The sequence below is a fragment of the Haladaptatus paucihalophilus DX253 genome (genome assembly GCF_000376445.1).
Classification (GTDB): Archaea; Halobacteriota; Halobacteria; order Halobacteriales; family Haladaptataceae; genus Haladaptatus; species Haladaptatus paucihalophilus.
In genome coordinates, this window is the sequence record NZ_AQXI01000001.1 from 2,245,016 (window position 1) to 2,270,189 (window position 25,174).

General features: G+C 64.5%; 29 protein-coding genes. 14 read left to right on the forward strand and 15 right to left on the reverse strand.

The annotated features are described in order from the left end of the window. Nucleotides 1-49: 49 nt before the first annotated feature. Nucleotides 50-1,477 (forward strand): DUF402 domain-containing protein, encoded by a 1,428-nt coding sequence (locus B208_RS0112540; RefSeq protein ID WP_007979971.1) that lies wholly within the window; start codon nucleotides 50-52, stop codon nucleotides 1,475-1,477. Between the two features lie 371 nt (nucleotides 1,478-1,848). Here B208_RS0112540 and B208_RS0112545 read toward each other — a convergent pair whose 3' ends face one another. Both B208_RS0112545 and B208_RS0112550 read right to left on the reverse strand, forming a co-directional pair. Beyond that, nucleotides 1,849-2,235, reverse strand: a complete 387-nt coding sequence (locus B208_RS0112545) for a NifU family protein (RefSeq protein ID WP_018128903.1) — start codon at nucleotides 2,233-2,235, stop codon at nucleotides 1,849-1,851. An 82-nt stretch (nucleotides 2,236-2,317) separates the two neighbouring features. After that, entirely contained in the window at nucleotides 2,318-3,856 is a 1,539-nt protein-coding gene (locus tag B208_RS0112550) for an LVIVD repeat-containing protein (RefSeq protein WP_007979969.1), read from the reverse strand. Nucleotides 3,857-4,050: 194 nt separating this feature from the next. Between B208_RS0112550 and B208_RS24390 the strand changes: the two genes are divergently transcribed. The 5 genes from B208_RS24390 to B208_RS0112575 all read left to right on the forward strand — a co-directional run bounded on the left by B208_RS24390 (nucleotide 4,051) and on the right by B208_RS0112575 (nucleotide 5,367). Continuing rightward, on the forward strand, nucleotides 4,051-4,206 hold the full coding sequence (locus tag B208_RS24390; protein WP_007979968.1) for a hypothetical protein: 156 nt from the start codon (nucleotides 4,051-4,053) through the stop codon (nucleotides 4,204-4,206). A 42-nt stretch (nucleotides 4,207-4,248) separates the two neighbouring features. Continuing rightward, nucleotides 4,249-4,527, forward strand: a complete 279-nt coding sequence (locus B208_RS0112560; protein WP_007979967.1) for a 50S ribosomal protein L37ae — start codon at nucleotides 4,249-4,251, stop codon at nucleotides 4,525-4,527. Continuing rightward, the gene (locus B208_RS0112565; RefSeq protein WP_007979966.1) at nucleotides 4,527-4,661 is read left to right on the forward strand and encodes a DNA-directed RNA polymerase subunit P; all 135 of its coding nucleotides are present in this window, start codon (nucleotides 4,527-4,529) and stop codon (nucleotides 4,659-4,661) included. Before B208_RS0112560 ends, B208_RS0112565 begins: the two co-directional genes overlap by 1 nt. Before the next feature lie 5 nt (nucleotides 4,662-4,666). After that, entirely contained in the window at nucleotides 4,667-4,933 is a 267-nt protein-coding gene (locus tag B208_RS0112570; protein WP_007979963.1) for a KEOPS complex subunit Pcc1, read from the forward strand. 143 nt (nucleotides 4,934-5,076) lie between these two features. Next, nucleotides 5,077-5,367, forward strand: coding sequence for a hypothetical protein (locus B208_RS0112575; RefSeq protein ID WP_232423790.1), 291 nt, complete (start codon nucleotides 5,077-5,079; stop codon nucleotides 5,365-5,367). Nucleotides 5,368-5,385: 18 nt separating this feature from the next. Here B208_RS0112575 and B208_RS0112580 read toward each other — a convergent pair whose 3' ends face one another. After that, complete coding sequence (locus B208_RS0112580) at nucleotides 5,386-6,372, reverse strand: NAD-dependent epimerase/dehydratase family protein (protein WP_007979958.1); 987 nt, start codon at nucleotides 6,370-6,372, stop codon at nucleotides 5,386-5,388. An 84-nt stretch (nucleotides 6,373-6,456) separates the two neighbouring features. Between B208_RS0112580 and B208_RS0112585 the strand changes: the two genes are divergently transcribed. The 3 genes from B208_RS0112585 to B208_RS0112595 all read left to right on the forward strand — a co-directional run bounded on the left by B208_RS0112585 (nucleotide 6,457) and on the right by B208_RS0112595 (nucleotide 7,972). Beyond that, nucleotides 6,457-7,125: a helix-turn-helix domain-containing protein gene (locus B208_RS0112585; RefSeq protein WP_018128904.1), complete on the forward strand. Its 669-nt coding sequence runs from the start codon at nucleotides 6,457-6,459 to the stop codon at nucleotides 7,123-7,125. 193 nt (nucleotides 7,126-7,318) lie between these two features. Further along, nucleotides 7,319-7,717 (forward strand): prefoldin subunit beta, encoded by a 399-nt coding sequence (locus B208_RS0112590; protein WP_007979952.1) that lies wholly within the window; start codon nucleotides 7,319-7,321, stop codon nucleotides 7,715-7,717. A 3-nt stretch (nucleotides 7,718-7,720) separates the two neighbouring features. Further along, on the forward strand, nucleotides 7,721-7,972 hold the full coding sequence (locus B208_RS0112595; RefSeq protein WP_007979951.1) for a DUF3194 domain-containing protein: 252 nt from the start codon (nucleotides 7,721-7,723) through the stop codon (nucleotides 7,970-7,972). A 633-nt stretch (nucleotides 7,973-8,605) separates the two neighbouring features. Here B208_RS0112595 and B208_RS0112600 read toward each other — a convergent pair. From B208_RS0112600 to B208_RS0112625, 6 genes are all read right to left on the reverse strand, one after another. Next, the gene (locus tag B208_RS0112600; RefSeq protein ID WP_007979949.1) at nucleotides 8,606-9,997 is read right to left on the reverse strand and encodes an FAD-binding oxidoreductase; all 1,392 of its coding nucleotides are present in this window, start codon (nucleotides 9,995-9,997) and stop codon (nucleotides 8,606-8,608) included. Between the two features lie 65 nt (nucleotides 9,998-10,062). Further along, nucleotides 10,063-11,916, reverse strand: a complete 1,854-nt coding sequence (locus B208_RS0112605; RefSeq protein ID WP_007979946.1) for a DUF2070 family protein — start codon at nucleotides 11,914-11,916, stop codon at nucleotides 10,063-10,065. 36 nt (nucleotides 11,917-11,952) lie between these two features. Then, nucleotides 11,953-12,501: a GMP synthase subunit A gene (locus tag B208_RS0112610; protein ID WP_007979944.1), complete on the reverse strand. Its 549-nt coding sequence runs from the start codon at nucleotides 12,499-12,501 to the stop codon at nucleotides 11,953-11,955. A 73-nt stretch (nucleotides 12,502-12,574) separates the two neighbouring features. After that, entirely contained in the window at nucleotides 12,575-14,014 is a 1,440-nt protein-coding gene (locus B208_RS0112615; protein ID WP_007979943.1) for a PKD domain-containing protein, read from the reverse strand. 128 nt (nucleotides 14,015-14,142) lie between these two features. Continuing rightward, nucleotides 14,143-14,532: a hypothetical protein gene (locus tag B208_RS0112620; RefSeq protein WP_007979941.1), complete on the reverse strand. Its 390-nt coding sequence runs from the start codon at nucleotides 14,530-14,532 to the stop codon at nucleotides 14,143-14,145. Nucleotides 14,533-14,557: 25 nt separating this feature from the next. Further along, the gene (locus B208_RS0112625; RefSeq protein WP_026177830.1) at nucleotides 14,558-15,430 is read right to left on the reverse strand and encodes a TIGR01548 family HAD-type hydrolase; all 873 of its coding nucleotides are present in this window, start codon (nucleotides 15,428-15,430) and stop codon (nucleotides 14,558-14,560) included. 99 nt (nucleotides 15,431-15,529) lie between these two features. On the opposite strand from B208_RS0112625, the gene B208_RS0112630 reads away from it, so the two are divergent. After that, the gene (locus B208_RS0112630; protein WP_007979937.1) at nucleotides 15,530-16,141 is read left to right on the forward strand and encodes a methyltransferase domain-containing protein; all 612 of its coding nucleotides are present in this window, start codon (nucleotides 15,530-15,532) and stop codon (nucleotides 16,139-16,141) included. A gap of 15 nt (nucleotides 16,142-16,156) precedes the next feature. Here the strand turns inward: B208_RS0112630 and B208_RS0112635 are convergent, their stop codons facing one another. Further along, nucleotides 16,157-16,546 carry a UPF0146 family protein gene (locus B208_RS0112635; RefSeq protein ID WP_007979935.1) on the reverse strand — a complete coding sequence of 130 codons (390 nt, stop codon included), beginning with the start codon at nucleotides 16,544-16,546 and terminating at the stop codon, nucleotides 16,157-16,159. Between the two features lie 39 nt (nucleotides 16,547-16,585). On the opposite strand from B208_RS0112635, the gene B208_RS0112640 reads away from it, so the two are divergent. Further along, nucleotides 16,586-17,122, forward strand: a complete 537-nt coding sequence (locus tag B208_RS0112640; RefSeq protein WP_007979933.1) for an archaemetzincin family Zn-dependent metalloprotease — start codon at nucleotides 16,586-16,588, stop codon at nucleotides 17,120-17,122. On the opposite strand, the gene B208_RS0112645 is transcribed toward B208_RS0112640, so the two are convergent. Next, nucleotides 17,110-17,769, reverse strand: a complete 660-nt coding sequence (locus B208_RS0112645; RefSeq protein ID WP_007979931.1) for a helix-turn-helix domain-containing protein — start codon at nucleotides 17,767-17,769, stop codon at nucleotides 17,110-17,112. The two genes, B208_RS0112640 and B208_RS0112645, sit on opposite strands and share 13 nt — an antisense overlap. A gap of 81 nt (nucleotides 17,770-17,850) precedes the next feature. Between B208_RS0112645 and B208_RS0112650 the strand changes: the two genes are divergently transcribed. Beyond that, nucleotides 17,851-19,221: a cytochrome P450 gene (locus B208_RS0112650; protein ID WP_007979930.1), complete on the forward strand. Its 1,371-nt coding sequence runs from the start codon at nucleotides 17,851-17,853 to the stop codon at nucleotides 19,219-19,221. Here B208_RS0112650 and B208_RS0112655 read toward each other — a convergent pair. From B208_RS0112655 to B208_RS0112670, 4 genes are all read right to left on the reverse strand, one after another. Continuing rightward, nucleotides 19,218-20,471, reverse strand: coding sequence for a hypothetical protein (locus tag B208_RS0112655; RefSeq protein ID WP_007979928.1), 1,254 nt, complete (start codon nucleotides 20,469-20,471; stop codon nucleotides 19,218-19,220). The two genes, B208_RS0112650 and B208_RS0112655, sit on opposite strands and share 4 nt — an antisense overlap. Before the next feature lie 45 nt (nucleotides 20,472-20,516). Continuing rightward, nucleotides 20,517-21,233, reverse strand: a complete 717-nt coding sequence (locus B208_RS0112660) for a DsbA family protein (RefSeq protein ID WP_007979926.1) — start codon at nucleotides 21,231-21,233, stop codon at nucleotides 20,517-20,519. 126 nt (nucleotides 21,234-21,359) lie between these two features. Next, nucleotides 21,360-23,171: a ribosome biogenesis/translation initiation ATPase RLI gene (locus tag B208_RS0112665; RefSeq protein ID WP_007979924.1), complete on the reverse strand. Its 1,812-nt coding sequence runs from the start codon at nucleotides 23,169-23,171 to the stop codon at nucleotides 21,360-21,362. A 2-nt stretch (nucleotides 23,172-23,173) separates the two neighbouring features. Then, nucleotides 23,174-23,485 carry an EMC6-like membrane protein gene (locus B208_RS0112670; protein WP_026177831.1) on the reverse strand — a complete coding sequence of 104 codons (312 nt, stop codon included), beginning with the start codon at nucleotides 23,483-23,485 and terminating at the stop codon, nucleotides 23,174-23,176. A 284-nt stretch (nucleotides 23,486-23,769) separates the two neighbouring features. On the opposite strand from B208_RS0112670, the gene B208_RS0112675 reads away from it, so the two are divergent. Together B208_RS0112675 and B208_RS0112680 are read left to right on the forward strand one after the other, a co-directional pair. Then, complete coding sequence (locus tag B208_RS0112675; RefSeq protein WP_026177832.1) at nucleotides 23,770-24,048, forward strand: winged helix-turn-helix domain-containing protein; 279 nt, start codon at nucleotides 23,770-23,772, stop codon at nucleotides 24,046-24,048. An 86-nt stretch (nucleotides 24,049-24,134) separates the two neighbouring features. Next, entirely contained in the window at nucleotides 24,135-25,154 is a 1,020-nt protein-coding gene (locus B208_RS0112680; protein WP_007979918.1) for an NAD-dependent epimerase/dehydratase family protein, read from the forward strand. Nucleotides 25,155-25,174: the final 20 nt, after the last annotated feature.

A 25,174-nucleotide genomic window follows, 5' to 3' on the forward strand; every position in this document is an offset into this window, starting at 1 on the left:
CTCTCTCGCTCGATACGACGACCGACCCCCGTTCGTTTCTCTATCAGCCATGAGCCGAATCCGCATCAGAGGAATCTACACCACCGCACTCACGCACCTGCTCGGTGACGAGTTCGAGGTGGTGCAGGCCTCACCGCCCATCAGGCGTCGGTTCGACGAGTCGTTCGACACCGGCGAGTACGACGCCACGGTCGAGACGACCGACGACAGGCAGGGCGTCGGCATCTCCGGGGACCCCGAAACCGTCTCCCACGTCGCACGTCGGGTGGCGGATACCGCCATCGACACCTTCCACTGGCAGGACTCGGCCCCGCGCGGGGCACTGTTCGATGGCGTAGTCAGCGACACCCTCGGAAGCGGTGCCGTCGTGGACCTCGGCGACGACCACGGCGAGGGCTTCCTCCCGTTCCGCGCCATCGACCGTCGAATCGACGACGGCGACCACGTTCGCGTGCAGGTCCACGACCCCGAACCGCCGTGGTCGCGCGACCGCTCCCTCCTCGGAACCGACATGCAGGTGTTCGGCGGCGTCGCCAGCCTCTCGAAGGGGGTGAACGAAGTCGTCGCCAGCGCGCCGGACGACGCCAGCAGGCGCGAACTCACCCGCACGACCGAGATGCTTCCGACCGACGTTCCCGACGAGTGGGGCGTCCGCTGGGAGTACGCCGCGGCCGACGCCACGCTGGACGAGATGAACGCCGCCCTCTCCGCGGCCGTCGAACGGGCCGAAACCATCGACGGCGCGCTGGCCGAGGAGACCGACGTTGACGGTCCGCGAACCGTCGCCGCACCCGAGGAAACGGCGTGGCTGTGGTTCGGCCGCGAATCCCGATTCGAACTGGACGAGGCTCGCCGGGAGGTCACGACGACGCTTCCCGGCCATCACCGAATCAAGGCCGCCGACTCGTCGGCGAGCACGGCGGTCGATTTCGCGGAGGACCTCTACGGCGATAGCGAGGAGGCGTTCGACGGGATGCCGACCGGCGCGACCCTTCGCGGGTTCGGCCCCGATGCGGACGACGAGGTGTTCATCGACCACGGCAAGCCCGACGGTCGCTGTTTCTCGCTGGGCAAAGGGGCCGTCGCGGAGGCGGACCCCGAGGCCGGAAAGTACACCGTCCGCCGCGAGATGGGGAGTTCGGGGACCTACGACGCCATCGGCACCGACCGCGAGTGCGGCGACGTGGCGATCACGAAGTTCCGCGAGGGAAGATGGTGGTATCCGACGGCCTACCGGAGCGAAAATGGGAAATCGAAGGGCACCTACGTCAACGTCTGCACGCCCGTCGAACTGTTCCCCCGGTCGGTCCGCTACGTGGACCTCCACGTCGATGTCGTCAAGCGCCCCGACGGAACCGTCGAGCGGGTGGACGACGACGAACTCGACGCTGCCGTCGAAACGGGCCACATCTCCGAGGAACTCGCTGAAAAGGCCCGAAGCGTCGCGGCGAGCGTCGAGAAGGTACTGTCGAAGTAGCGCGACCGAGGGAAACCGGCAGGCGACACAGCCGGGGAAACGGTCGATGACACAGCCACACGGAACGGTCGATGACACAGCCACACGGAACGGTCGATGACACAACCGCCAGAAACGGCACGCTACACAACCGCCAGAAACGGCACGCTACACAACCGCCAGAAACGGCACGCTACACAACCGCCAGAAACGGCCGGTGACACAGTCCCCTTGTCGCTAGTATCCTCACCGGAAAATCGGAGATTTTCCGGGCCGACGACTGACCAACGGGAAGGAGGAGTTCTTTTGGTCCAGATTTTGCCAGGGAGTAAGGCGGAGAGCGAACGCAAGCGCGTTCGCTCTCCGCTCACGACCGCAGCAAAAGGTGGGTTCTAGAAGTGCTCGTTCTCGCCCGGCGTGTTCAGTTTCCCGCCGCGTCCGCCCTCGGAGCGGTCGATGCCCATGACGCTCTCGGCTTGGTCCGTCTTCCACTGGCTGGTGCCGTCGTCGGCGATGCGGACGGTCACGTCGTCCACCTCGTCGAACTTCTTGAGGAGTTCGACTTCGATGTTCTGGGAGGTGATCGGGGTGATGGAACCCCCGCCGCAGGCACCGCCGAGTTCGATGACGACCTCGCCCGATTCGGGGTCCGCTTTCCGAACCGCGCTCGTCCCGCCGTGCATCTGGATGATGGGCATCTGGGCGGTGAGCCAGCGTTCGACCCGTGACGTGAGGTCGTCCGCCGACTCCGCGGCGTCGGTCGTGCTGTTCTCGCTCATACCGTATCGTAGGAACTCGAAGTATGGTAAGCTTGGGGTTCGCGGTCGGGATTTCGGCGGAAATCGTTCCCGAACAATCGGCTCAGTTTTGCCCCCGGAAGCGCTTCCAGACGCCGACCCCGAGTATCGATAGTCCGGCGACGCCCGCGCCGAATCGGCCTTCCTTGGTCAACGAGGTCCCGCCGTCGTCCGAGTCCGTGGTCCCGTCGCCTCCCGTGACGGGTTTCGAGGTCGTGGTTTCCGAGGCGGTTCCCGTCCCCGTGAGCGACGGCGGGTTTCGTTGTTGGCCCCCGCGGTTCGGGAAGGTGTAGAGACCGCCTCGGCCGTCGCCTTCCTGACCCATGCTGCCGCCGATGAACACGTCGTCGGAAACGCGCTGGGCGGTCCAGAACGCGGCTTCGCTGGGCTTTCGCCACCACGCGAGTTCCGTCGGGTTGGCCGGGTCGCTCACGTCGAACAGCTTCACGCCGCCGCTGTACCACGACGTGTAGAGGCGGTCGCCGACGAAATCGAAGTTGTGCGAAGTCGTCCACCCAGTTGCCGAACTCCCCTGCCCGCACTCGTGGCAGTCGTGGCCCGACGCGACGCCGACCGGCGAGAGCGATGCGGCGACCGACGAGAGCGACGCCGCGAAGTCGTAACTCGGGTCGTCGGTCTTCGGCGGCCGAATGGTCGCGAGCTTTCGTGGCTTCGTCACGTCCGAGATGTCCCAGAGGTCGATGCCGCCCGGACCGGTCGTGTCGGGGCCGTCGGTGTCCCACGCCTCCTTGTTGCAGGCGAGCAGGGAGGCGTCCTCGTTCGTCGTTACGAAGTGGGCGTTTCCCGGCAGGCCGATGACCGCTTCCTGTTCCTGCGAGGACGGAATCGAAGCGAGGTCGTCCACCGACCGCCCGCCGAAATGCGAGACGTACGTGGGTCGTTTCGGATCGGACACGTCCACGACCCACGTTCCGGCGTCCCACTGCGCGAGGTACGCCCGTCCGTCGTGGACCCAGACGTCGTGCAGCGTCCGCACCCACGAGTCCACATCCTTCCAGTCCTCGTCGTAGTCCACCATCGACCACCGGCCGACTTCCGTCGGCGCGTCGTTCGATACGTCCACCAGTACGAGCGGATTTCCGTCCCCGTCGTTGCCGGTGAGGTAGGCGATGTCGTCCTTCAGGAAGGCGTTGTGAATCGGAAACGTCGTCTCGTGGAACGCCACTCGTTTCGGGTCGGTCGGGTCGCGCACGTCGTACAGCAGGACGCCGTGCACCGCGTCGCTTCCGATGGGGTTCGCGGGACCGGCGACGAGCAGTCGGTCCCCGTCCACCTTCGCGTCCCAAATTTGGAGGAGCGGGCCGCCGTCTCGCTGGGCGAGGAGGTCGTGGCGCTCTGCCATCACCGTCGGCTGTTTCGGGTTTCGGATGTCCACCGTTGCGAATCCGTCCGTGGTGGCGACGAACGCGGTCTTCCCGTCGTTTCCGACCACCGCTTCCTTGGCGTTCCTGATGGCGACCCGTCCGAGCGGTCGGTACGCTTCGGTGTCGGCGACGCCATCCGATACGACCCCACCCGACGCGAACAGAGACGCGGCCCCACCCCCAACAGCGGCGGTACGGAGAAACTCTCGCCGATGCATGACACGGTAATCGGTCGGAAACGGAATAAACACGAGGGTGGTGAAACGATGGCGTGGACCGTTCGTGCTGGATGCCGGTTCCGACCTAGCCGAAGGTTTTGTGTTTCCCGCTCTCGACCGTTCCCGTTGCTTCCGCATTCGCACTCGTCGAGCAGCCCCAGCGTTTTTGGGGTTGCGTAATTATATGTAATTACATGGCCTCACGCTACGACGCGGTACTCGCGGCGATTCCGACGCTATCGGGCGGTGGATTCGTGGCCGGGCAGTTCACGTCGTTTCCGATGACGATACTCGGCCTGCTCGGAGCGGTGCTGGTCGTCGGGTACGCGTTGGCTCGACCACCGGTCTAACTCAAAGGCTTTATCAGTCCTCTCGGGTTATTTCTCGGTACTATGGCCGAAGACTCTCGATCACGAACCGGTAGCGCCGGTCGGTTCGGGGCGCGATACGGTCGCGTCGCGCGCAAGCGCATCTCCGAAATCGAAGCGGACATGAACGAAAACCACACCTGCCCGGACTGCGGTAACGACACCGTGGACCGACAGGGTACGGGAATCTGGGAGTGCGGTCGGTGCGGCTACACGTTCGCCGGTGGTACCTACCGCCCGCAGACGCCTGCCGGACGGACCGTCAAGCGTTCCATCCGCGCCGCATTGGCTGACGACGAATAATGAGCTACAAGTGTTCGCGCTGTAAGCGGGATGTCGAACTGGACGAGTACGGCGGCGTTCGCTGCCCGTACTGTGGACACCGCGTCCTGCTGAAAGAGCGCAGCCGCGACGTCAAGGAAGTCAACGTCCGGTAGCGCCCGTGTCTCACGACGCGCTTCTCGATTTCGAGTACGACGCCGAGGAGCGTGCGGTCCTCGTTTTTCGGAGCGTCGAGCAGGAGATCGGCGAAATAGACGACGACCGTTCTTGGACGACCGTCGAACGCGACGGGAACACGGTTTCCGTCCGCGTCGAGGCCGAGGACCTCATCGCCCTCCGCGCGGCGCTGAACACGTGGCAAACGCTCGTGGGCGTCGCCGAGACGGTCGCCGAAACGGGTGATTCGGTACGCGAACTGTCACTCTAGATTGTTCAGATACTTTGTCGATTGTATCGACGGATTTGTGTTCGTGGGGTTCCTTACGCTGGTACCGTGCTGCAGAAGAGATGGGAAACCAGTAACCGCCACGAATGGGTGTACCCACCGACTCCCCTCGGGTGGCGATAGGCGTGTTCGACCGACTCAACCCGTTCGGACGGAAAAAGAGCGACGACGAAACGGGTGATTTCGACCGCGACCATCGTATCGTGATTCGATGCCCCGAGACGATGACTCCCATCGCCACGGAGCACACCGACCCCGACGACTGGGATTCCAGCGTCGCGGATGGCGAAGGAATTGCGACCTACGACTGTCCCGCCTGTGGCGACCAGCACCGCTATCTCTGGGGGCCGCCGGTGCCGCTCTGTCTGGACGACGAGGACGACGAGGACGACGTGATTCTGTTCGAGAGCGAGTGAAACGCGGCGAATCTCGATTCATTTTCTACGCCACTCGTAGTCGTCTCCATCCGCGACGAGCAGTCCGTCGTCTCGCCACGTTTCGACCACCTCGTCCAGTCCGTCCCGATAACTCGAATATCGCGGGTTCCAGTCGAACGTCTCCCGGAACCGTTCGTTCGTCGTCGGCATCGAGTTCGTCAGCAGGCGCACCGAGTGCTCACCGACGAACGGTCGGGCGACCCAGCCGGGAATCCGTCGCGGTGTCGGTGCTCCGAGACGGTTCGCGAACGCCGTCAGCATCGTCGCGAGAGAAACCGGTTCGTCGTCGGTGACGTGCCAACGGCCGGTCGCGTCGGACTCGACCGCCGCGGCGAACGCTCGCGCGGCGTCCTCGACGTGGAGAATCGAAAGCGCCGCATCCCGTCGCCCGAGGGGGCCGTCGCCCAGAATCGGGAATTTCCGGTCGAGCAGGCCGGACCCCATCTGTCGGGTGTGCGCCGATTCGGGGGAGTAGAACCAGCCACAGCGGAGGATACCGACGTCGAAGTCTCCGTCCTCTCCGCCCCGCCGAACGATTCGCTCGGCGTCGAGCGCGGAGCGCGTCGTGCGGTCGGGGTTGGGCGGAGCCTCCTCGTCGAACGTCCGTCCGTCCGGTTGGCGGGCGACCCAGACGATGCTCTGGAGGAGGAGCCGGTCGGCGTCGATTTCGTCTGCGACCGAGACCAAATTTCGCGCCCCTTCGGCGCGCACGCGGTCGTTTTTGACCCACTCGTCGTCGGTCGGTTTCCTGCTCGTCGGAATCGCCGTCGCGGCGTGAATCAGCACGTCACACCCTTCGGCGGCGGAAACGAGCGACTCCTCGTCGAGGATATCCCCGCGTCGCGGTTCCCCGCCGCGCTCGGCGACCAGTTCGTCTCCTCGCGCATTTCGAGAGAGTCCGACGACGCGATGGTTCCGTACCGCGAGTTCTGCGACGAGTTCGCGACCGAGGACGCCGGTCGCACCGGCGACGAAGACGTTCATACTCGATAGTTCGTTCGAGCGGCCGATAGCGGTTCTGCCGCAGTCCTCTGGACGATTTATAAGCTCCCGAACGTGACGTACGGTATGAAATATCTCCGTTTGGTGCTCGACCCCGGAGAGACGCCCGTTCATCCCGTGTACGGGATTTTGACCGGTGCGGAGTACGTCGAGGACGCCCGTGCGCTCCACGGCAACCCGTCGGACCTCCCGGAAGACATCGTGACCCTCCTCTTGTACGTTCGCGGCGATGTCGAGCGGTTCACCGCCGCCCTCGACGAAATTTCCGAGGTGCTGACGTACGACGTGACGTCCATCTCGGACGAGGAGTTCTACTGTTACGTCCACAACGAGACGACGGCGGTCGACGGGGCGTTGTTCTCCGCGTTCTCCCGGGAAAGTATCGTTCAGTTGTCCCCCGTGAAGTATCACGACGACGGTCGAGCCACGTTCGCCGTCGGCGGGTCGGCGGCCGCGCTCCAGGACGCCATGGGCGACGTACCGAAGGGTGTCGACCTCGACGTCGAACTCGTCGGCGACGGAGCGACGGGCCACGAGTCCGTCGTGCGGTCGCTCAGCGAGCGTCAGCGGGAGGCCGCCCGAATCGCGGTCGAACTGGGGTATTACGACGTACCGCGGCGGGCAAGCCACGAGGACGTCGCCGACGCGATGGGCTGTGCGCCGAGTACGGCCGCGGAACACCTTCGCAAGGCCGAGTCGCGTGTCTTCGGGGAGGTGTTCTCGCGAACGGAGTGAGCGGGAGCCAGCCTGAACTGGTTCTGGTGTGTTCTCGTGAGTGACGAAGGAACGAACGAGGGCCAGTCGAAGCACGTTTCGACGCGTTCCCGCGAGTCAAACGCCCCGTTCTAATCGATACCTCGCCGAACCGTCCTGTGCCTCCACGAACGTAAAAGCGGGGCTTTTTCAGTCCGGGCGACAAGGGACGGGTATGCAGGGTAATCTTCCACCGGAAGCACAGGAGAAGCTCGAACAGCTGCAGGACCTTCAGGACACGGCCCAGCAGGTCGCAGTGCAGAAGAACCAGGCCGAGACGCAGCTCTCCGAGTCGGAGAACGCGCTCGACGAGCTCGACGACATCGACGAGGACGCGACGATGTTCCAGGAAGTCGGCGAACTGTTCATCAAGACGGACTACGAGACGGCCCAGTCCGACCTCGAAGACAAGGTTGACAGCCTCGAAATTCGCGTCGAGACGCTCAAAAAGCAGGAAGAGCGCGTCCGCGAGCAGTTCGAGAAGCTGCAGGGCGAACTGCAGGACATGCTCGGCGGCGGCGGCGCGGGCGGTCCGTCCGGCCCGACCGGTCCCGGCGGCGCTGGCGGCGCGTAAGCGATGGTCAGCGACGAGACGGTCGTCCAGACGGCCTCGGAAGCGGCCGAGGGCCTGATATTCGACCGAATCAAGCAGTCCGACGTCAAGGACGTTGACGTGACGGTCACGTTCGAGGAGGGTATCCTCGAAGTGGACGTGTACGTCAACGCGCCGAACGCGAGTCGGGACGAGGAGAAGGTGGCGAACGACGCCGCACTGGCCGCCCGCGCGGCGGTCGATGATCTGTTCGCCGACGCCGAAGAATCGGCGTAAGCGTTACTTTCCTGACTGGCGTATTCAAGCCGAATTATTATAACTACGACTCTATTTTAATACGTTGTGACGTGTCGTCAGTCACTGGCCCGCTCGGGGGACGACCGCCAAAAACGGCGGAATCGGCGCGCTTTCCTCGCGCCGTGAGACAGCGTTCTCCGGGCTGACCCGCCCACCCGTCACTCGTCGGGACAACCGACGACCGGGAGACATTTCCCTCGGGCGAACCGGTGGCAATCGAGTGGCAAACGCCCTCCCTCACGGGAGAACGCGGGGACCGACGCGAACGATTGCACGCCGGGACAGGCCGAACGTGACGACCCGAAAACCCTCGGCGGAGACGCTGGGGGGGAGTAGGTTCGGTATCGAACCGATAGGTGTGGGACGGTTTTCGGGCGAGCGACGGGATAGCGATGGGGGCTAGCGGCGGGGCAGCCACTGTTTTCCGGGCGTCTACATCGTGACGGACGCGATGGCGACGAGGACGACGACTCCGAGGGACCCGACGACGATACCGGCGAGCAGGAACCGCCTCGAAGACGGTGAGGAGGGAACAGGCGGACAGCCACGCGAGCGCCCATTTGAGAAGGCGAACGCCCGTCCGTTAGCGAAGCACCGAAAAAGGAGTTTCGTTCAGGCTCGCGGTTCGAGGTTCCCGTGGGCGCGGAAGACGCCCTCGGGGTCGTATTCGGCCTTTATCTCCGCGAGTCGGTCCGCGTTCTCGCCGAACGGCACCTCCGAAGATTCCTCTTCGAGTCCGGGGAAGTTGACGTACTGGCCGCGGACGGCGGGGAACTCCCGCATCTCGGCGACGGACTCGCGCACCCACGCGACCGCCGCGTCGGTTTGTCGCGGGTCGTCCCAGTTCGCCTCGAAGTTGAGTCCGTACGGCGCGTCACGGTGTGCGAACGCGGTTTCCGTCTCGCCGACGCGGGAAAGTGCACCGCCGCCCTGCCAGACATCGACGGTCGAGAGCGGAACCGGACAGCGCTCGGCGCAGCCGCCGATGGCGTCGATGATGTCGTCGCTCAACTCGTCGATGTAGAGCGACTTCCAGTAGTAGTAGCGCCCGTTCGGGTAGTCCTCGTCCAACATCGACTGGAGTTCGACATAGGGCATCGTCCCGCTGAAGTCCGTGATCGGTTCTGCGAACTCCCGAACCGGCTGGAGTTCCGCTTCGCCCTCCGCCGGGTCGCCCGCGTAACACCCGAGGAGGGCCACCGTCGAGTCGCCCCACGACTCCTCGGGGAACTCGGGGAGGTCCGGTACCCACGCGTAGAACGGCAGGAGGCTCACCTCGTCGGGTGCGTCGGCCGCGTACGCCCGGAACTTCCGGAGGACTTCTTCCGCCTGCTCGCCGTCGTACCAGACGAAGCACGTGGCGACGTCGGGACCGACTGGGTGGGCCTCGTACTCGAAGGCGGTGACGATGCCGAAGTTTCCGCCGCCGCCGCGGAGCGCCCAGAACAGGTCCTCGTGTTCGTCCTCGCTCGCCGTGAGGAACTCCCCGTCCGCGGTCACCACGTCGGCCGAGACGAGGTTGTCACACGAGAGGCCGTACTTCCGGCGGACGTGTCCCATCCCGCCGCCGAGCGTGAGTCCGGCGATGCCGGTATCGGAGACGACGCCGCCGGGGACCGCGAGGCCGAACGGTTGCGTCTCTCGGTCCACGTCGCCCCATGTCGCTCCGGCACCCGCGCGGACGCGACGCGTTTCGGGGTCCACCCGGACCCAGTGCATCGGTTCGAGGTCGATGACGAGGCCGCCGTCGACCACCGCGCGTCCGGCGACGCCGTGTCCCCCGCCGCGGACCGCCACCGGGAGGTCGTATTCCCGTGCGACGTTCACGGCGGCTCGGACGTCCGCGACGCCGTCGCACCGCGCGACCATCGCGGGACGCTTGTTTATCATGCCATTCCACACCGAGCGCTCCTCGTCGTAGTCCGGGTCGTCCGGCGTGACGAGTTCGCCCTTCAGTTGCGCGCGGAGTGGTTCCACTCCGGTTTCGGTCGTCTCTATCGCCATTGTCCCCACCGTGTGGAGGTAAGCGAGAGGCGTCGATAAACGCGACTGTGATTCGTCCGACAGCCTCAGGCGAGGAAGAAGATGAGGACGCTGATGGCCGTCACCGCGAGGATGACCGCCCCGGCGAGCGCCGCGCCCATGGCGATGACGGCGTTCGCGTGACTCGCCAGCGTCTCGGTGCGGTCGTTACCGAAGACGGTCACTTCGGCGTACTCGCTCGCCATTCCGGCTTCGACGGGTTCGAGGTCCGCGGTCGCCTCATCCGTTAACCGTGTGACGAGCGAGATGAGTTCGTCGTGGTCGATGGCTCCGCCGACCTGATTCGAGGATTTGACCATGTTCACGATGTGGGTGTCGGTGGTCATCACCTCCACGTCGTCCGCGTCCACGGCGGCGACGATGCGGTCCCGGAGGCCGGGTTCCATGTTATTGCCGTCCACGAGGACGTAGGCCGTCCGCTGTCCCGCGACGTCGAGCACCCCGACGCGAACGCCGAGCGGCCCGATTCCCTCGGCGGGCGTCCACTCGGTCTCGTCCCACGCGACGCCGAGTTTCGGACGACCGCGCTTCGCGGTTCCGAGTTCGTCGGCCGTCGCTCGCGCGGCCTGAATCATGTGGAACGAGCGCTCGCTTCCCGGGTAGATGTGGCCGATGTCCTCGCCTTGGAGACCGTTGTTGCAGTTGTGCGCATCGACCAGCATCACCTCGTCCACTCCGCCCGACCGGGCCTCCGCGGCGGCGGCGAGACCGACCGCGTACTCCACGTCGTCGGCGAACGTCGGGGAGTAGGTGGCGACGAGCAGCGCGTCGTCGCCGAACGACTGTCCGACGATTTTGGCGTCGCCCTCCCGCGTTCGAACGCTCTGGGTGGCGTCGTCGCTGTACTCGATTCGCTCGAAAGCGGTGTGTGCGGTTTCGAGGATGGTGTCCACTTCGCGCTCGGTGACGAGGTTGAAGTCGTGTCCGGCGGTGGCGTGGGGCGGGAACGCCAGCCCGTCCGACTCGGCGGCGACCCGGCGCGGAAGGTTTCCGCCGCCGATTTCGCCCATCGGACCCGGATGAATCATCGGCAGGACGAACCGCGCCTTCTCGCTTTCGTCCTCGCGGCGAAAGGAGAGGACGGTGACGGGGACGACCGCCTGCTGCCCGATCTGCTCGAAGAAGTCCTCCAGTTCGCGAGTCCCCTCCGCGATGTGGCCGATGAATCCCCGGAGGAAATCGAGCGCGCTGACGCCGAGACTGCGCCGCCACGGTCGGTCGATGACGGTGAGAAACCCGTAGACCCCGAGCGCGTACATCCCGCTGACGACCCCGAGCAGGATGAAATCCCGCGGCGCGATGATGCCGAGCGCCGCCGGGGCTTTGTCCCCGCGGGCGAGCAGGTTCTGGACGAGCGGCCCGCCGACTTCGAGGACGCGAATCGTCTCGCTGTAGATGAAAAACAGGACGGCGGCGGTGCCGGTTTGGATACTCGCTGGTACCAGTGCGACCGGAAACGAGGCGCGCGAGACGGCCATCACGACGAGGAGTCGGAGGGCGAAGACGGACGCGAGGCTGAAGATGAGTACGTCGAAGACGAACTGCTGGCCCATCCCCGTGAACGCCGAGATGATGCCCGCGACCGAGAGCACGGTGACGACGATGATTTCGCACGTCAGCGCGAGCAGCGACGACCGGTTGTAGGTCAACTGCCCGCCGAGACGCCGGTCGACCGGCGTGGTGAAGATGCTCGCGACGACCGTCGGCACCCCGATAAAGAAGATTCCCTCCCACGCGTCCTGGAGGATGTACTGCGAGTCGAACGCCCCGACACCCGCAATCGCAGCGATGAAGAGCGCGAACCCCAGACTCGCGTACCACCGCGGCGCACGGAAGATGTATCGGGACAGGCTCGCCAGGTCGCTCTGGGTCGCTGTCATTGGTCGAAACGCTACGCCCCGGAGAGTTAAAGTATACTACTCACACACGCTTTGGAAGTTTTCGAACACTTCCTCGCCCTCTTCGGTGTGTGCCACCTCGGGGTGCCACTGGACGCCGTACAGGTCGCGGTCGGAATCGCTCATGGCCTCGATGCCGCACACGTCGCTGGTGGCGGTTCGCTCGAATCCGCTCGGTACCTGCTTCACTTCGTCCGCGTGGCTGGCCCAGACGCGCGTTTCGGGTGCCAGCGACCCGACGAGCGGGTCGTCTTCGTTCGTGATATCGACGGTCACGTCGGCGTAGCCGCCGTACTCGCCCTCCCCGATTTCGCCGTCGAGGACGTGCGCCATCACCTGCATGCCGAGACAGATGCCCAGGACTGGGATGTCGAGGTCGAGGTACTCGGCGCAGTTGCCGATGTCGTCCATCGACGGGCCGCCCGAGAGGACGAGGCCGTCGGCGTCGATGTCTTCCGGCGGCGTGTCGTTGTCGATAAGTTCCGTTTCGATGCCCATGTCCCGAAGCGCCCGGTGTTCGAGGTGGGTGAACTGTCCGTGGTTGTCCACGACGAGGATTTTCGTCATTGCCGGGCGGTATGGAGAGCACGGATAAAAACGCCTCGTCACCGTCGCGCCGCGCGCGGCGCTCGGTCGCGGGTCACCGACGGACCACGAGCGCCGCGCCGAGCAGGATGACCGCGACCACGAACCCGCTCATGCCGGGGTGGTCGAACACGACGTTCGGACCGAACGAATGCGATCCGTTCGAACCGGGGGTCGTCTCGCCGCCGGGTTTGGCGTGCGTGGTCGTGTTCGCTTCACCGGTCGTCGTCGGCTGCCCGACCGCGAGCGTCCCCGCCGAAACGCCGTTCACGGCCACCTCCTGTTTGCCCGTCGCCGTCGCTTCGTAGGTGTAGGTAACCGTCTTCGTCTTCCCGGCCGCGACGTGGACCCGCTTTCTGGCTCCGACTGAGTTACCGACCGCGAGGACGGCCGGAATCGTTCCGTCGCCGTCGCCGGTATTCTTGAACGTCGCGCTGACCGTCACCTTCTCCCCCTTCGACACCTGCTTTCGGTCGAGTGACACGTCCGTGACGTGGATGTCCGCTTTCGTCCGCTCCACCGTTACGGGCGTGGTCGCGCTGGCGGTGTGCCCGTTGCTATCGACGACCGTCACGCGGGCGATGTGTTCGCCCGGTTTCGAATAGGTGTGGGTTGTCGTCGGTCGCGTCGTCGTCTCGTCTACCGTCCCGTCGTCGTCGTAATCCCAGCGGTACTTCGTCGGCGTCCCCTCCGAGTCGCTCGACCTGCTCGCGTCGAGGGTGATGGGCGTTCCGGCGCTGGCCGTCCCCGCGGCCCGCAACGACGCCTGTAGCGAGCCACCACACGTTCCCGGCCGGATGGTCACGGGTGAGCCCATGTCGAGTTCCGTCGCGCTCGGACTCCCCGATCCGCCCGAGAGGAACGCCCACGACGTGACGGGTTCGTGTTTGAGTTGCGGGTTGTAGAGCGTCGCATCATCGTTCCACGAGGGCGTGACGGTTATCTTCGAATCGCCGGACACGCCGCGGAAGACGCCGCCGTCGGTGCGCGACCCGGCCCAGATCCAATCGAGGCGCGTCCGCGACCAGCGGTCGTCACGGTGGGGGTACGTATCGTCCATCAGCACCCACTGGCCGGAACTCGGCAGGCCGTCGAATCCGAACGTCACCGTGCTCATCGGGTTGTTGTCGCCGGTTCGGCTCTTGTTCATCTTGTCGTGGATCATCACGAGGCTCGTCACGCCGCTCGGGGCCTGGTACAGGAACATCGTGCTCCCGTTCTCGCGGGTGAACGCTTTCGGACCGAAGTAGCCGTACGCCCAACTGCTCGAATTCGTGTACGGGGTGCGGTAGTCGTAGAAATCGACGACGTTCGTGTCGCCGTGAATCGGACTGACCTCCGTACAGGATGCACCTTGCTCGACGGCGTAGGTGCTGTGATGGTTCGTCGGCGCGTCGGGCAGGTCGTCGCCGGGCAGTCCCGGCGGTGGAAGCGCGACCGCGGTTCCGAACAGGGAGAGGACGAGGAGGGCGACGAGCACGGGACGGAGTTTCATCGAACGGGTCGCCTCCGAGTGCGATACTGGTTGCGTAGCAGTGTGTAAGCCGTCATAGACACGATTCTCCGAAGACCACGCTGTCGGGCGTGGCGTATCGCATCACAGGAAGGTCGTGATTGGCTTTGTTATGTCCCGCCTGTGTCCGTTTTAGGCGGTTCCTTCCGGAAAAAGGTCGTCGCCGGGCCGAGATAGGTGAACCATCCCGAGAACAGGATGGCGACGGCGAGCCACCCGACGCTGACGAGAAACCACGCCGTGCCGTCGAGGGTCAGCCCGCGGATGAGCGGTTGTCCCGCGACCCCGATGAGCCAGGCGACGAGGAAGAACAGGCTGTGGTTGCGAAGCGTCCACCGGTCGTCGGACGCCAGACGGGCGACCGGGAGGGAGGCGACGAACAGCACGGGCGCGAACATGATTTGCGTGAACGGGTCGGGGGGACTGAAGAGTGCGCTGAAGACGAACGCCGACAGCAGGGCGAGGACGAGGATACGAGTGAGACGGTCGATGGATACCATACGAGAGACTCGTGACCGAAAGATATCAGTTTTCCCCGAGGAGCGCCGGAAGGTCGTCGATGGAGTCGATGACCGCCGCCGCGCCCGCCTCCTCGTACTTTCGGCGACCCGACTCGCCCGTCAGGCCGCCGGTCAGGACGCCGACGCCGACGTACTCGCGGTTCGAGTCCGTCTCGTCCGCGTTCACCGCGGTTCGAATATCGTCCAAGGTGTCGCCAACGAAGACGACGCGTTCGGCGCCGAAGCGCTCTCCCAGCGTCATCAGGGCGTGGGGATGCGGTTTGCCCTGCTCCCAGTCGTCCATGGTGAATCGGTGCTCGTCGGCCACGTCCAGACCGACGCGTTCGAGGGCGATGTCGGCCTCGGCGCTCGGCCTGCCGGTGACGATACCGACCGGGTAGTTCGCGGTGAGCGCTTCCACCGTCTCGGAGCCGAGGAGGACGGGTTCGTCGTTGATGTACCCTCGCGTGTCGAGCTTCAGGTCCTCGCCTTCGAGTTCCGCGTACAGTTCCGCGCCGAGGTAGAGTTGCTGGAACACCTCGCGGAGGTGTTCGGGGTCCCACGCCGCGCGGACGGTTTCGTGGGCGTCGTCGGGCAGTTCCTCGGCAACCACGTTCTCCGCGGCGTCGAGGCCGCCGCCGTTCGCCGCGATATCGTCGGTGAATTCCTCTATCGTGCTGTCCAGCCCCTCGCGGGAGGCGAGGACGTACAGCGCCGCGGCGTAGGTCAGTTCCCAATCGTTGTTGAAGCCCGATGCGTCCTTGAACGACTGAATCGCGTCCTTGGGGATGGTGTCGCCGTGGACCCGTTCGACGGATTCGAGTATCGCCCGTCGGTAGGAGTCGGCCACGTCCACGAGTACCCCGTCGATGTCGAGTACGACTGCATCCACGTTCATACCCTCGCGTTCGTCCGCGGCGATAAGGGTTTGCCGAATCGCCGAGTGTGCCGCCGCCCCGCCGAACCGACTATGGTCCTGCCCTTTGAACGACCCTCCATGGACCACGACGAACTCCAGCGACGCTACGGTCGCGACGAATTCTACTGGGGAACGGAGCCGAACGGATTGGTCGAGACGGTACTGGAGTTCGCGCCCGAGCGAACCGCGCCCGCCGCCATCGACATCGGTAGCGGCGAGGGACGGGACGCGGTGTACCTCGCCGAGCAGGGCTACGGCGTCCTCGCGGTGGACCCGATTCCGAACGGGTTGGAGAAGACCGAGCGCCTCGCCGAGGAGCGAGGCGTCCAACTCCAGACGAAGGAGGCCGACATCAACGACCTCGACTTCCCGTCGATGGACGTGGTGTACTCCTGTGGCGCGCTCCAGTATCTCCGCCCGGAGAACCGCGACGCGCAATTCGAGCGGTTCAAAGCCGCGACCACGGACGGCGGGATTCACGTCCTGTTCGCGTTCGTCGACCACCCCGGGATTCCGACCCCGCCCGACTGGGGCGACAACGAGCACTTCTACCAGCCCGGCGAACTCCGGGGCTACTACGACGATTGGGAAGTTCTGGAGGAAGACGAACTCGTCTTCGACGATAATTCGGGAGGGGAACCGCACCAGCACGCCGCGGAGACGATAATCGTCGAGAAGCCCGACGAATAATCGACTCCGCGGTCCCTACTCCCGCGCCCAAAACAGCGTCTCGCCCGGAATCGTCTCCCGTCGAACGGGAACCGACGGTTGGTCGCCGCCGAGGGTCGTGAAGACGAAGACAGAATCGCACTCCTCGGCCACCGAGAGCGCGGGGCGATGGAGTTCCGGCGGCAGGTTTTGAGCGTAAATCACGTCCGCCGACTCGTACACGTCCACCACCGGGTCGGTCACGTCGTCCAGTCGAAACTCGACGCCCTCCGGGACCGTTCGCGGTCTGATATCCGTCGCGGTGACGGCGACGCCGGTTGCGGCGAGTTCGTCGGCGACGTCCGGTCGATTGCCGATTCCGACCTCGACTGCGCGCGGATAATCGGCGAGGCGGGTGACGATTTCGTCGCGGATGTGCGGGTTCACGGCGGGATGTTTATGCGTCGTCCGCTCATAGGAGTTGCCATGTTGATTGACATCGTCCCCGTGGGGGACGTTACGGGGCGGGTCAAACGCGAGGCGTCAGCGGCCCTTCGGGCGATATACGATTGCGACGTGATGGTGCACGAGCGACAGGAAATCCCCTCCGGGTCCCACGACCCCAACCGCGACCAGTTTCGCGCCGAGGATTTCATCGAACTGGCGAGTCGCATCGGAACCGGCGAGAAGAACATCGCCATCACACCACAGGACCTCTTTTACCGCCGTCGCAACTACGTCTTCGGTCTCGCCTATCTCGACGGCAGCGGCAGCGTCATCTCCACCTACCGACTCCAACCCGCGACCGACGGTCTGTCCTCCGACGGCGGCATCTCCACCAAGCCGCGGGAAGAGGTGTTCTCGGACCGCGTTCGAAAGGAAGTCGTCCACGAAATCGGGCACACGCTCGGCCTCGAACACTGCGACAACAACCGCTGTGTAATGAACTTCTCGCCGACCGTCCGCGAGGTGGACGTGAAAGAGGAGAACCTCTGTGGCACCTGCCAGCGTCAGGTGCTCTGAACGAGTTTCCTGACGATTCTCGATTCCGCGTTTCGAAGGTGCGTCGAAGCCGTGCTCGGTGCACAGTTCATTTCCTTCGCCACCGCCTCGACACCGGCCTCTCGCGGCACGTCGTAGTAGCCGACCGCGACGGCCGTTTCGAGCGCCGACCGCTGGCGCTCCGTCAACTCCGCCCAGAGTCCCATCTGTGGCGTGTCGTACTCGCTGACCTGTTCGACCGACACGTCGATGTCGGCGTCCACGTCCTCCATCACGGCGCGCATGTCCGCGGACTTTCCGACGAGTTCCATCCGCATCGCCCCGTCGCTGGTGTACGTGATTGGCGGAATCACGAGAATGCTCGTCCCCGCGAACGCGGTGCGAAAGTCGGCGTCCACGTCGCGCTTTTCGTGTTCGATGTAGGCGTAGAACGAGGCGTCGTCGAGCGGCGTCAACTCGTAGTCGTGGATCAGTGGAGCGGCGTCCACCGCCTCGGCGTACGGTTCCATCTCGCCGACGATTCGAAAGAGGACGTAATCCCGGTCCTCGTGCGAGAGGTTCCAGTTCAGTAGTTCCGCCCGCTCCATCGCGTCGTGCTCCATGATGAACGACCGCATCGGGTTCCGCATCTCCCGCGGATGGCGAAGCGTGAGCCGAACGTACTTCATACCCGACCATACACCGCCCCTCATAAATTCCCTAGTGGATTCGACGGAATCGGCTTCGGTCTGTCTCTCCGACATCTAGGTATGACGACCTCCGAAACCGCGCCGACCGAGCGCTCGGACGACCCCCCGCTTCCGCCGGGACCGACATCGTACCCCGGCGTGGGGAACACCATCGGTTTCCTCCGCGACCCGTTCGCGTTCTACGACGGCCTCCGCGAGTACGGCGACGTGGTGTCGTACTCCGTCGCGGGCGAGGACTTCTGTACGCTCCTCCACCCCGAGCACGTCGAGCGGGTGCTCGTCACGGAGGAGTCGAAGTTCGGAAAGAGCGAGTTCATTCGGGAGGCGGGTGAGAAATTCATCGGGAACGGACTCTTCGCCAGCGAGGGCGAGTTCTGGCGACGCCAGCGGACGATGATGCAACCCGCGTTCTACCGCGAACGCATCGGAACCTACGCGGAGCCGATGGTCGCGTTCGCGGCCGAAACCGCCGACTCGTGGGACGACGGGGAGGCGATTCGACTCCAGCAGGTGATGAAACGGTTGACGCTTCGAATCCTCGCCACGGCCCTGTTCGACCACGACGTTCGCGGAGCAGACTCGTCCATCCACGACGCGGCGCGCGGTATCGCGCGGGCCATCAACGAGAAGAGCGACGCGGGGTCAGTCGATTCGCTGCTCCCCGATTGGGTTCCCACCGCGACGAATCGGCGGTACCGGCGCGCGATAACTCGGTTCGACGAGGCCGTCGAGCGCCTCATCGACGAGCGGCGCGACGAACCGCCGGGCGACGACTTCCTCTCGATTCTCCTCCACGCGACGGACGACCGAGGGGAGGGTATGTCGGACGAGGCGCTCCGCGACGAGCTGGCGACGTTCCTCTTCGCGGGCCACGAGACCACCGCGCTCGCGCTCACCTACTGCCTGTACCTGCTTTCGAACCATCCGCGGGTGCGTCGAAAACTGAACGACGAACTCGATTCCGTGCTGGACGGCGACGCGCCGACGATGGCCGACTTGCGGGCGCTCGACTACACCGACAAAATAGTCACCGAAGCCCTTCGTCGCTATCCTCCCGCCTACGTCGTCTTCCGCGAGACGAAGCAGGACGTCATCCTCGGCGGCTACACGATTCCCGAGGGGACATCGCTGACGCTCCCGCAGTTCGTGATTCAGAACGACGACCGCTGGTTCGACGACCCGGAGACGTTCGACCCCGACCGGTGGACCCCCGAGATGAAAGCCGACCTGCCGGACTACGCCTACTTCCCGTTCGGCGGCGGGCCGCGCCACTGCATCGGGATGCGCTTTGCGAACGCCGAAATTCGACTCGTGTTGGCGACCATCGCGCAACGAGTCGAGTTCGACACCACTACCGACGAACTCGACTTACGGATGGGGACGACGCTCGAACCGACGAATCCCATCGAGATGACCGTGAAAACGCGTTAGCGCCAGCGTTCGACGGCGGTGCCGACGAGCGCCATCAAGCCGAAGAGGATGATGACCAACTCCTGTGCGAGATTGTTGGGGACGACGTACTTGGCCATCGAAATCCCCCACGCGACCCGTTCGTTGACGGGGGACGCTTCCTGGGTCCGGTTCGGAATTCCCGCCTCGCTCGCTGTCGGGCCGTCGCTCCCCTCGCCCGGCAGGCGGTCCGCTTCGTAGGGGAGCGACCCGGTTTCGACCGACCAGACGATTTCTCCCTTCTCGTTCAGTTCAACCACGCGGTCGTTGTACGAGTCGGCGACGAGCGTGTGGCCGTTCGGCAGGCGGTCGGCGTCGCGGGGCCAGTCGAAGACGCCGCTGCCCCCGTACTCCCAGACGACGCTTTCGTTTCGAATCTCGACGATGCGGTCGTGTTCGCTGTCGGCCACTAGAAGCGTGTCGCCGAGCGTGTCGGGGTTGTGCTGTTCGTAGAGGATGTCGCCCGATGCCGAGTAGGAGTCCGGGCCGACGACGGGTTCGAGGTGCGCCGACCCGTTCTCGACGTGCAGGTCCGCGACCGTATCGAAGTTCCGGATGCTGATGCGGAAGACGCCCGGTCGGATGCGGTCGACGTCGTTGACGTGCGTCCAGTCGCCCTCCTCGTCCATCCCTTCCGGCCGGTCGTAGCGGTCGGTCGCGTTCCACTGCCAGAGGATTTCCTTGTCGCGGTTCACGGCGAACACGCGGTCGTTGCCCATGTCCACCATCACCCAGCGGTCCTCGCCGTTCACGACGTAGTGGTCCGCGTCGTGGAGTTCGTGGGCGTGCAGTTTCGCGTCGAACCACGAGTACTCCCACAGGGTTTCGTTCGTGTCCTGCGCCACGACGCGGAGCGAGTTTCGAACGCAGTTGTCGTAGCCGTCGTCCCGATATTCGGTCGGGCAGTCCGAATCTGGGAGTTCGTCGGCCACCGCTATCTGCACCCGGTTCGTCCCGAGCGCTTCCACGTCGAACACGTCGTCCGCTTCGGTGTACTCCCAGACAGTTTCTCCGGCCGGGTTCACCTCGATGGCGCGCCCCTCGTGTTGGTACCCCTGCAATGCGATGAGGGTGTTGTTGGCGGGACGTTGCTCGTCGACCGAGAGGGACGGTCGGTCGTGGGTGGTGAGCGCCCCGACTCCGGCGGTGGCGAACAGCACGACCGCGAGGGCGGCGAAGAGTTTCGCTCGGTTGTCGGAGGTCGAAAGCCACGAGGAGAGCGCTGAAATCACTAGTCGGAACTACGACGAGGGGGAAAAAAGCGATTCGGTTCTCGCTCACTTCGTCGCGGAATCAAGCCGTTTTCTCACTTCGTCCTTCTTGAGCGCGACGACGGCCTCGCCGTTGATGACCAGCATCGGCGTGCTGTTGACGCCCGCTCGCTGCGCCGCTGTGTCAGACTGGTGCAGGAGCGACTCGTACTCGTTCGACTCGATTTGGGTTTTGATCTCGTCCCGGCGTTTCACGCCCGCTTTCTCCATGAACGAGAGCAGTTTGTCCGTCGTCGCCCACTGTTTTTTCTCCGAGGGTTGGTGGGAGAACACGTACTCGTAGTACCCCCAGAACGACTGCGGGTCGACGTTCCACACCGCGAGTCCCGCTTCCGAGGCGCGCGGTGCGTCCGGCCCCAGAAACGGCTCGTCCCCGAAGTATCCGAGCGTTCGGAGTTCGATGTCGATTTCGCCCGGTTCGACGTACTCGCTCACTATCTCGCCCAGAAATCCCGTGCTGAACTGCGCGCAGTACGGGCACTTCCAGTTGCTGAAATACCGTACCGTCGTGTCCGCCGTGCCCGTGCCCGCAATCGCGTACTCGTGTTCGTCAGGGTTCTTCGGAATCGGTGCGCTCGCAACGGGGTTCGAGTTCCCGTTCGTCGCGGACGTAGTTTCGTCGGTGGAGTCCCCGCCCGACGCACCGTCCTGATTGCCCCCGAGACAGCCACCGAGAACGGTTACGCCGGTCGTTGCGAGAAGTTGTCGCCGTGAGAGGACCATTTGATTACCGTTCGAACCTCTCGATTGAGAATCTTTCGTCCATTCCCGGGAGTCGATTACGGACCGGAAAACCAGCCGTCACGAACGCCTCGACCGAAACGGACCGCCTCGACCGAAACGGACCGCTTAGCTGTAGTAATATTCGCCGTCGTTTTTCTGCTGGCGGTCGAGCTGACTGCCCGGCTTGTTGATGCGCGGCCGACCCACGTTCTCGTCGCGGCGGAACGTGATGTCGAGGTTGGCGAGGAAGTCGTTCATGCCGTCGCGCATTCCCTTCGGGCGTCCGGCGTGCCCGTGCTCCGCGGGTTCGCCATCGAACACCATCAGGCGGTCCGAGAGCAGGTCTATCATGTACGTGTCGTGGTCGATGACCAACACCGTCGCGTCCTGAATCTCGGCGTAGCGGCGGATGGCGCGCGTCGCGCGGACGCGCTGTTCGACGTCGAGGTACGCCGACGGTTCGTCCAGCAGGTAGAGGTCGGCGGGCTTCGACAGGCAGGCCGCGATGGCGACTCGCTGGCGCTCGCCGCCGGAGAGGTCCGTGAGGTCCTGCTCCATGATGCGGTCGAGTTGGAGCGGTTGGGCGATTTCGGTATCCCAGTACGACGTGCCCATGTCGTCGGTCAGCGACGAGAGGAAGACGTCCACGCGCATCGGTTGGTCGATTTCGATGTACTGCGGTTTGTACGAGATGTCGAGCGCGAAGTCCACGTCGCCCTCGTCCGGTTCGAGCCGTCCGGCGAGGAGCTTTGCGAACGTCGATTTCCCGATACCGTTCGGGCCGACGATGCCCAGCACTTCGTTTTCGTAAATCGTGCCGCCTTCGACGTCGAGCGAGAACTCGCCCTCGCCGTACGACTTTCGCAGGTCGGGGTACTCCACGAGCGGGTCGGCGGTGACCGTCTCCCGCGGGGCGTGTTCGTCGAACTCGATGGCGTTCGGACGAATCCGCATGTTCTCGTTGTTGAGGTACCCCTTGAGGTACTCGTTGATGCCGTTGCGCACCGATTTCGGCGTCGTGATGACACCGTACGCGCCGGGTTCGCCGTACGCGACGTGCAGGTTGTCGGCCACGAGGTCGAGGATGGCGAGGTCGTGTTCGACCACGAGCATGGAACGACCCTGCTCGTTCGCCATCTCCTGTAGCAGGCGGGCGACCGTGACCCGCTGGCTGATGTCGAGGTACGGCGTGATTTCGTCGAGGAAGTAGAAGTCGGCGTCCCGGGCGAGCGCCGCCGTCAGAGCGACGCGCTGGAGCTCACCGCCCGAGAGGCTGTCGATGTCCTGGTCCATCACGTGCTCGATTTCGAGCCGTTCGAGGAGGTCGTCGAGGACGCCGCGCTCGTCGGTTCGGGAGAGCAGGTCGGCGGTGCTTCCATCGAACTGGTCGGGAATCTTATCGACGTACTGCGGTTTTCGCGCGACGGTTACGTCGCCGTCGCGGACTTCGCTCAGGTAGTCCTGAAGCTCGGTTCCGCGGTAGCGGTCGAGGATGGTGTCCCATCCCGGCGGGTCCTCGAACTGGCCGAGGTTCGGCGCGAGTTCTCCCGCGAGAATTCGCACGGCCGTCGTTTTCCCGCTCCCGTTCGGTCCGAGAATCCCCGTGACCTGTCCCTCTTGGGGCACCGGCAGTCCGTAGAGCGAGAAGGCGTTTTCGCCGTAGCGGTGGACGGGGTCCTCCTGCAGCTCGCTCGGGAGGTTGATGATCTCGATGGCGTCGAACGGACACTTCTCGACGCAGATGCCGCAGGTTTCGCCGAGGCATATTTCCTCGCTGATGTGCACCTGGTCGGGCTGTCCCTCGGCGGTGTCCTCGCCGCGGAGCGTGATACACTCCTTGCCCGTCCGGTTCGGCGGGCAGAAGTTCTTACACTCGTAGTTGCATCGGTCGGGGGAACACCGCTCGAGGTCCACGACCGCGATACTGTCGTCCGCCATGTTTAGAGGCTCACGTTGTTGATGAGGAGAATACCCCACGTGATGTACCAGAGCGAGAACGTCATGAACGCGACGAAGAGTGTGTCTTTGATTCCGTCCAACTCATAGCCCATGAGATACAATAGCGGGAGTTGGACGACCACGAACGCGAGCATGATGGTCAATCCCATCTGGTCTGTCGCCGCCGTCTCCGACGTCCCCACTATCATAGCGGAGGCGAACCCGGCAACGATGCCAGATATCGAAGCGAGCGACGTGACGGTGATGCTCCTGAGATGGGCCGCCCGTCGCTCTGATGCCTTTTCAGTCGCCATGAGTGGCAATCGGGTACCCGGCCTCAAAAGATGTTCGCTTGTCCATACCTCTTCTCGCCGTTCGAGATGCTCCCCGCGAACGCCGACCCGAATACTGACGGTGGGTGACTTTTGGGGCATGCGTGTGATACTGTACCAACGTCGGCACAGGGTGCCGTCGAAAACGCTCCGAGACCGGCTTCGTCATTCGAACTCGTCTTGCCGTAGCGGTGCCCTCGGAGCGTCTCCGTGCCATTGCGTCTCAATAGCTTTATCACGATGGCGTGTTTCGATTCGTAACGATGATGAGCCAGACCGAACGGGAGCAAATCGACGATCTCCCCCCAAGTGCCAAACTCGTTTTCAAGGTTCTCGAATACAAAGGGTCGCTCACCCAGAAGCAGATCGTGGACGAGTCGATGCTGTCCGCACGGACGGTCCGCTACGCGCTCGAACGACTCGAAGACATCGGCGTCGTGGACGAGGACATCTACTTCGCGGACGCGCGGCAGAACCTCTACGAAATCGACGTGCCGACCGAAGTGGAACCGGACCAGTGTGCGGACGCCCAGTGCGCGGAATAGTCGCGCCGTCTCTCTTTTCTGTCTCTCACAAAAGCCGCAGTGCCCGCTATCCACACCGCTTTGTGTTCCCGCGTGGATGACCGGATATGAACGCGTTCGTCATCGGCGGTACCGGACTCATCAGCACCGGAATCGTCGCTCGACTCGCCGACGACGGCGACACCGTGACGGTGTTCACGCGCGGGAATCACGACGAGGAACTGCCGGACGGCATCACGCACGTCGAAGGGGACCGACACGATACGGACGTCCTCGAAGAAGCGGTCGCGGACGCCGACCCCGACGCGATAGTGGACATGGTCTGTTTCTCGCCGGAAACGGCGCGTGAGACCGTCGATGCAGTCGCGCCCCACATCGACCAGTACGTCTTCTGTAGCACCGTCGATGTCTACCACCGCCCGCCAGAGCGCAACCCCATCACCGAGGACGCAGCTAGACACCCGAACGTGAGCGACTACGGCCGCAACAAGGCCGACGCCGAGGACGTGTTCATGGATGCCCACGAGGACGGGAGATTCGAGACGACCGTCATCCGCCCGTGGAGCACTTACGGCGAAGGCGGCGGCGTCCTCCACACCTTCGGCGACGACACGTACTACCTCGACCGTCTTCGGGCGGGAAAGCCCGTCGTCGTCCACGGCGACGGCACCTCGATTTGGGGGCCGTGCCACCGCGACGACGTGGCCCGCGCGTTCGTGAACGCCGTCGGCAACGAGGACGCCTTCGGCGAGGCCTACCACGTCACGAGCGAGGAGTTCATCACGTGGAACCAGTACCACCGCCGAGTCGCCAGCGCCATCGGCGCGCCCGAACCGGAACTCGTCCACGTCCCGACCGAGGTGCTGACCGCCGTCGCACCGGAGCGAACCGCGATGCTCCGGGACCACTTCCAGTACGCGACGACGTTCGACAACCGCAAGGCGAAACGCGACCTCGATTTCGAGTACACGATAGACTTCGAGACGGGCGTCGCCCGGACGGTCGAATGGCTGGACGAGCGGGACCGAATCGACGACTGGGAGGAAGAACCGTTCGAGGACGCGCTCATCGAGGAGTGGCGGGCCGCCACGTCCGACGTGGTCGCGGAAATGGGGACGTATCGATAATCGAAAACCGAGAGACGACC

Bases quoted from the DNA above. Each gene is read 5' to 3' on its own strand.
- B208_RS0112540 (WP_007979971.1), top strand. From the start codon at position 50: ATGAGCCGAATCCGCATCAGAGGAATCTACACCACCGCACTCACGCAC.
- B208_RS0112545 (WP_018128903.1), bottom strand. From the start codon at position 2,235: ATGAGCGAGAACAGCACGACCGACGCCGCGGAGTCGGCGGACGACCTC.
- B208_RS0112550 (WP_007979969.1), bottom strand. From the start codon at position 3,856: ATGCATCGGCGAGAGTTTCTCCGTACCGCCGCTGTTGGGGGTGGGGCC.
- B208_RS24390 (WP_007979968.1), top strand. From the start codon at position 4,051: ATGGCCTCACGCTACGACGCGGTACTCGCGGCGATTCCGACGCTATCG.
- B208_RS0112560 (WP_007979967.1), top strand. From the start codon at position 4,249: ATGGCCGAAGACTCTCGATCACGAACCGGTAGCGCCGGTCGGTTCGGG.
- B208_RS0112565 (WP_007979966.1), top strand. From the start codon at position 4,527: ATGAGCTACAAGTGTTCGCGCTGTAAGCGGGATGTCGAACTGGACGAG.
- B208_RS0112580 (WP_007979958.1), bottom strand. From the start codon at position 6,372: ATGAACGTCTTCGTCGCCGGTGCGACCGGCGTCCTCGGTCGCGAACTC.
- B208_RS0112585 (WP_018128904.1), top strand. From the start codon at position 6,457: ATGAAATATCTCCGTTTGGTGCTCGACCCCGGAGAGACGCCCGTTCAT.
- B208_RS0112590 (WP_007979952.1), top strand. From the start codon at position 7,319: ATGCAGGGTAATCTTCCACCGGAAGCACAGGAGAAGCTCGAACAGCTG.
- B208_RS0112595 (WP_007979951.1), top strand. From the start codon at position 7,721: ATGGTCAGCGACGAGACGGTCGTCCAGACGGCCTCGGAAGCGGCCGAG.
- B208_RS0112600 (WP_007979949.1), bottom strand. From the start codon at position 9,997: ATGGCGATAGAGACGACCGAAACCGGAGTGGAACCACTCCGCGCGCAA.
- B208_RS0112605 (WP_007979946.1), bottom strand. From the start codon at position 11,916: ATGACAGCGACCCAGAGCGACCTGGCGAGCCTGTCCCGATACATCTTC.
- B208_RS0112610 (WP_007979944.1), bottom strand. From the start codon at position 12,501: ATGACGAAAATCCTCGTCGTGGACAACCACGGACAGTTCACCCACCTC.
- B208_RS0112615 (WP_007979943.1), bottom strand. From the start codon at position 14,014: ATGAAACTCCGTCCCGTGCTCGTCGCCCTCCTCGTCCTCTCCCTGTTC.
- B208_RS0112620 (WP_007979941.1), bottom strand. From the start codon at position 14,532: ATGGTATCCATCGACCGTCTCACTCGTATCCTCGTCCTCGCCCTGCTG.
- B208_RS0112625 (WP_026177830.1), bottom strand. From the start codon at position 15,430: ATGAACGTGGATGCAGTCGTACTCGACATCGACGGGGTACTCGTGGAC.
- B208_RS0112630 (WP_007979937.1), top strand. From the start codon at position 15,530: ATGGACCACGACGAACTCCAGCGACGCTACGGTCGCGACGAATTCTAC.
- B208_RS0112640 (WP_007979933.1), top strand. From the start codon at position 16,586: ATGTTGATTGACATCGTCCCCGTGGGGGACGTTACGGGGCGGGTCAAA.
- B208_RS0112645 (WP_007979931.1), bottom strand. From the start codon at position 17,769: ATGAAGTACGTTCGGCTCACGCTTCGCCATCCGCGGGAGATGCGGAAC.
- B208_RS0112650 (WP_007979930.1), top strand. From the start codon at position 17,851: ATGACGACCTCCGAAACCGCGCCGACCGAGCGCTCGGACGACCCCCCG.
- B208_RS0112660 (WP_007979926.1), bottom strand. From the start codon at position 21,233: ATGGTCCTCTCACGGCGACAACTTCTCGCAACGACCGGCGTAACCGTT.
- B208_RS0112665 (WP_007979924.1), bottom strand. From the start codon at position 23,171: ATGGCGGACGACAGTATCGCGGTCGTGGACCTCGAGCGGTGTTCCCCC.
- B208_RS0112670 (WP_026177831.1), bottom strand. From the start codon at position 23,485: ATGGCGACTGAAAAGGCATCAGAGCGACGGGCGGCCCATCTCAGGAGC.
- B208_RS0112675 (WP_026177832.1), top strand. From the start codon at position 23,770: ATGAGCCAGACCGAACGGGAGCAAATCGACGATCTCCCCCCAAGTGCC.
- B208_RS0112680 (WP_007979918.1), top strand. From the start codon at position 24,135: ATGAACGCGTTCGTCATCGGCGGTACCGGACTCATCAGCACCGGAATC.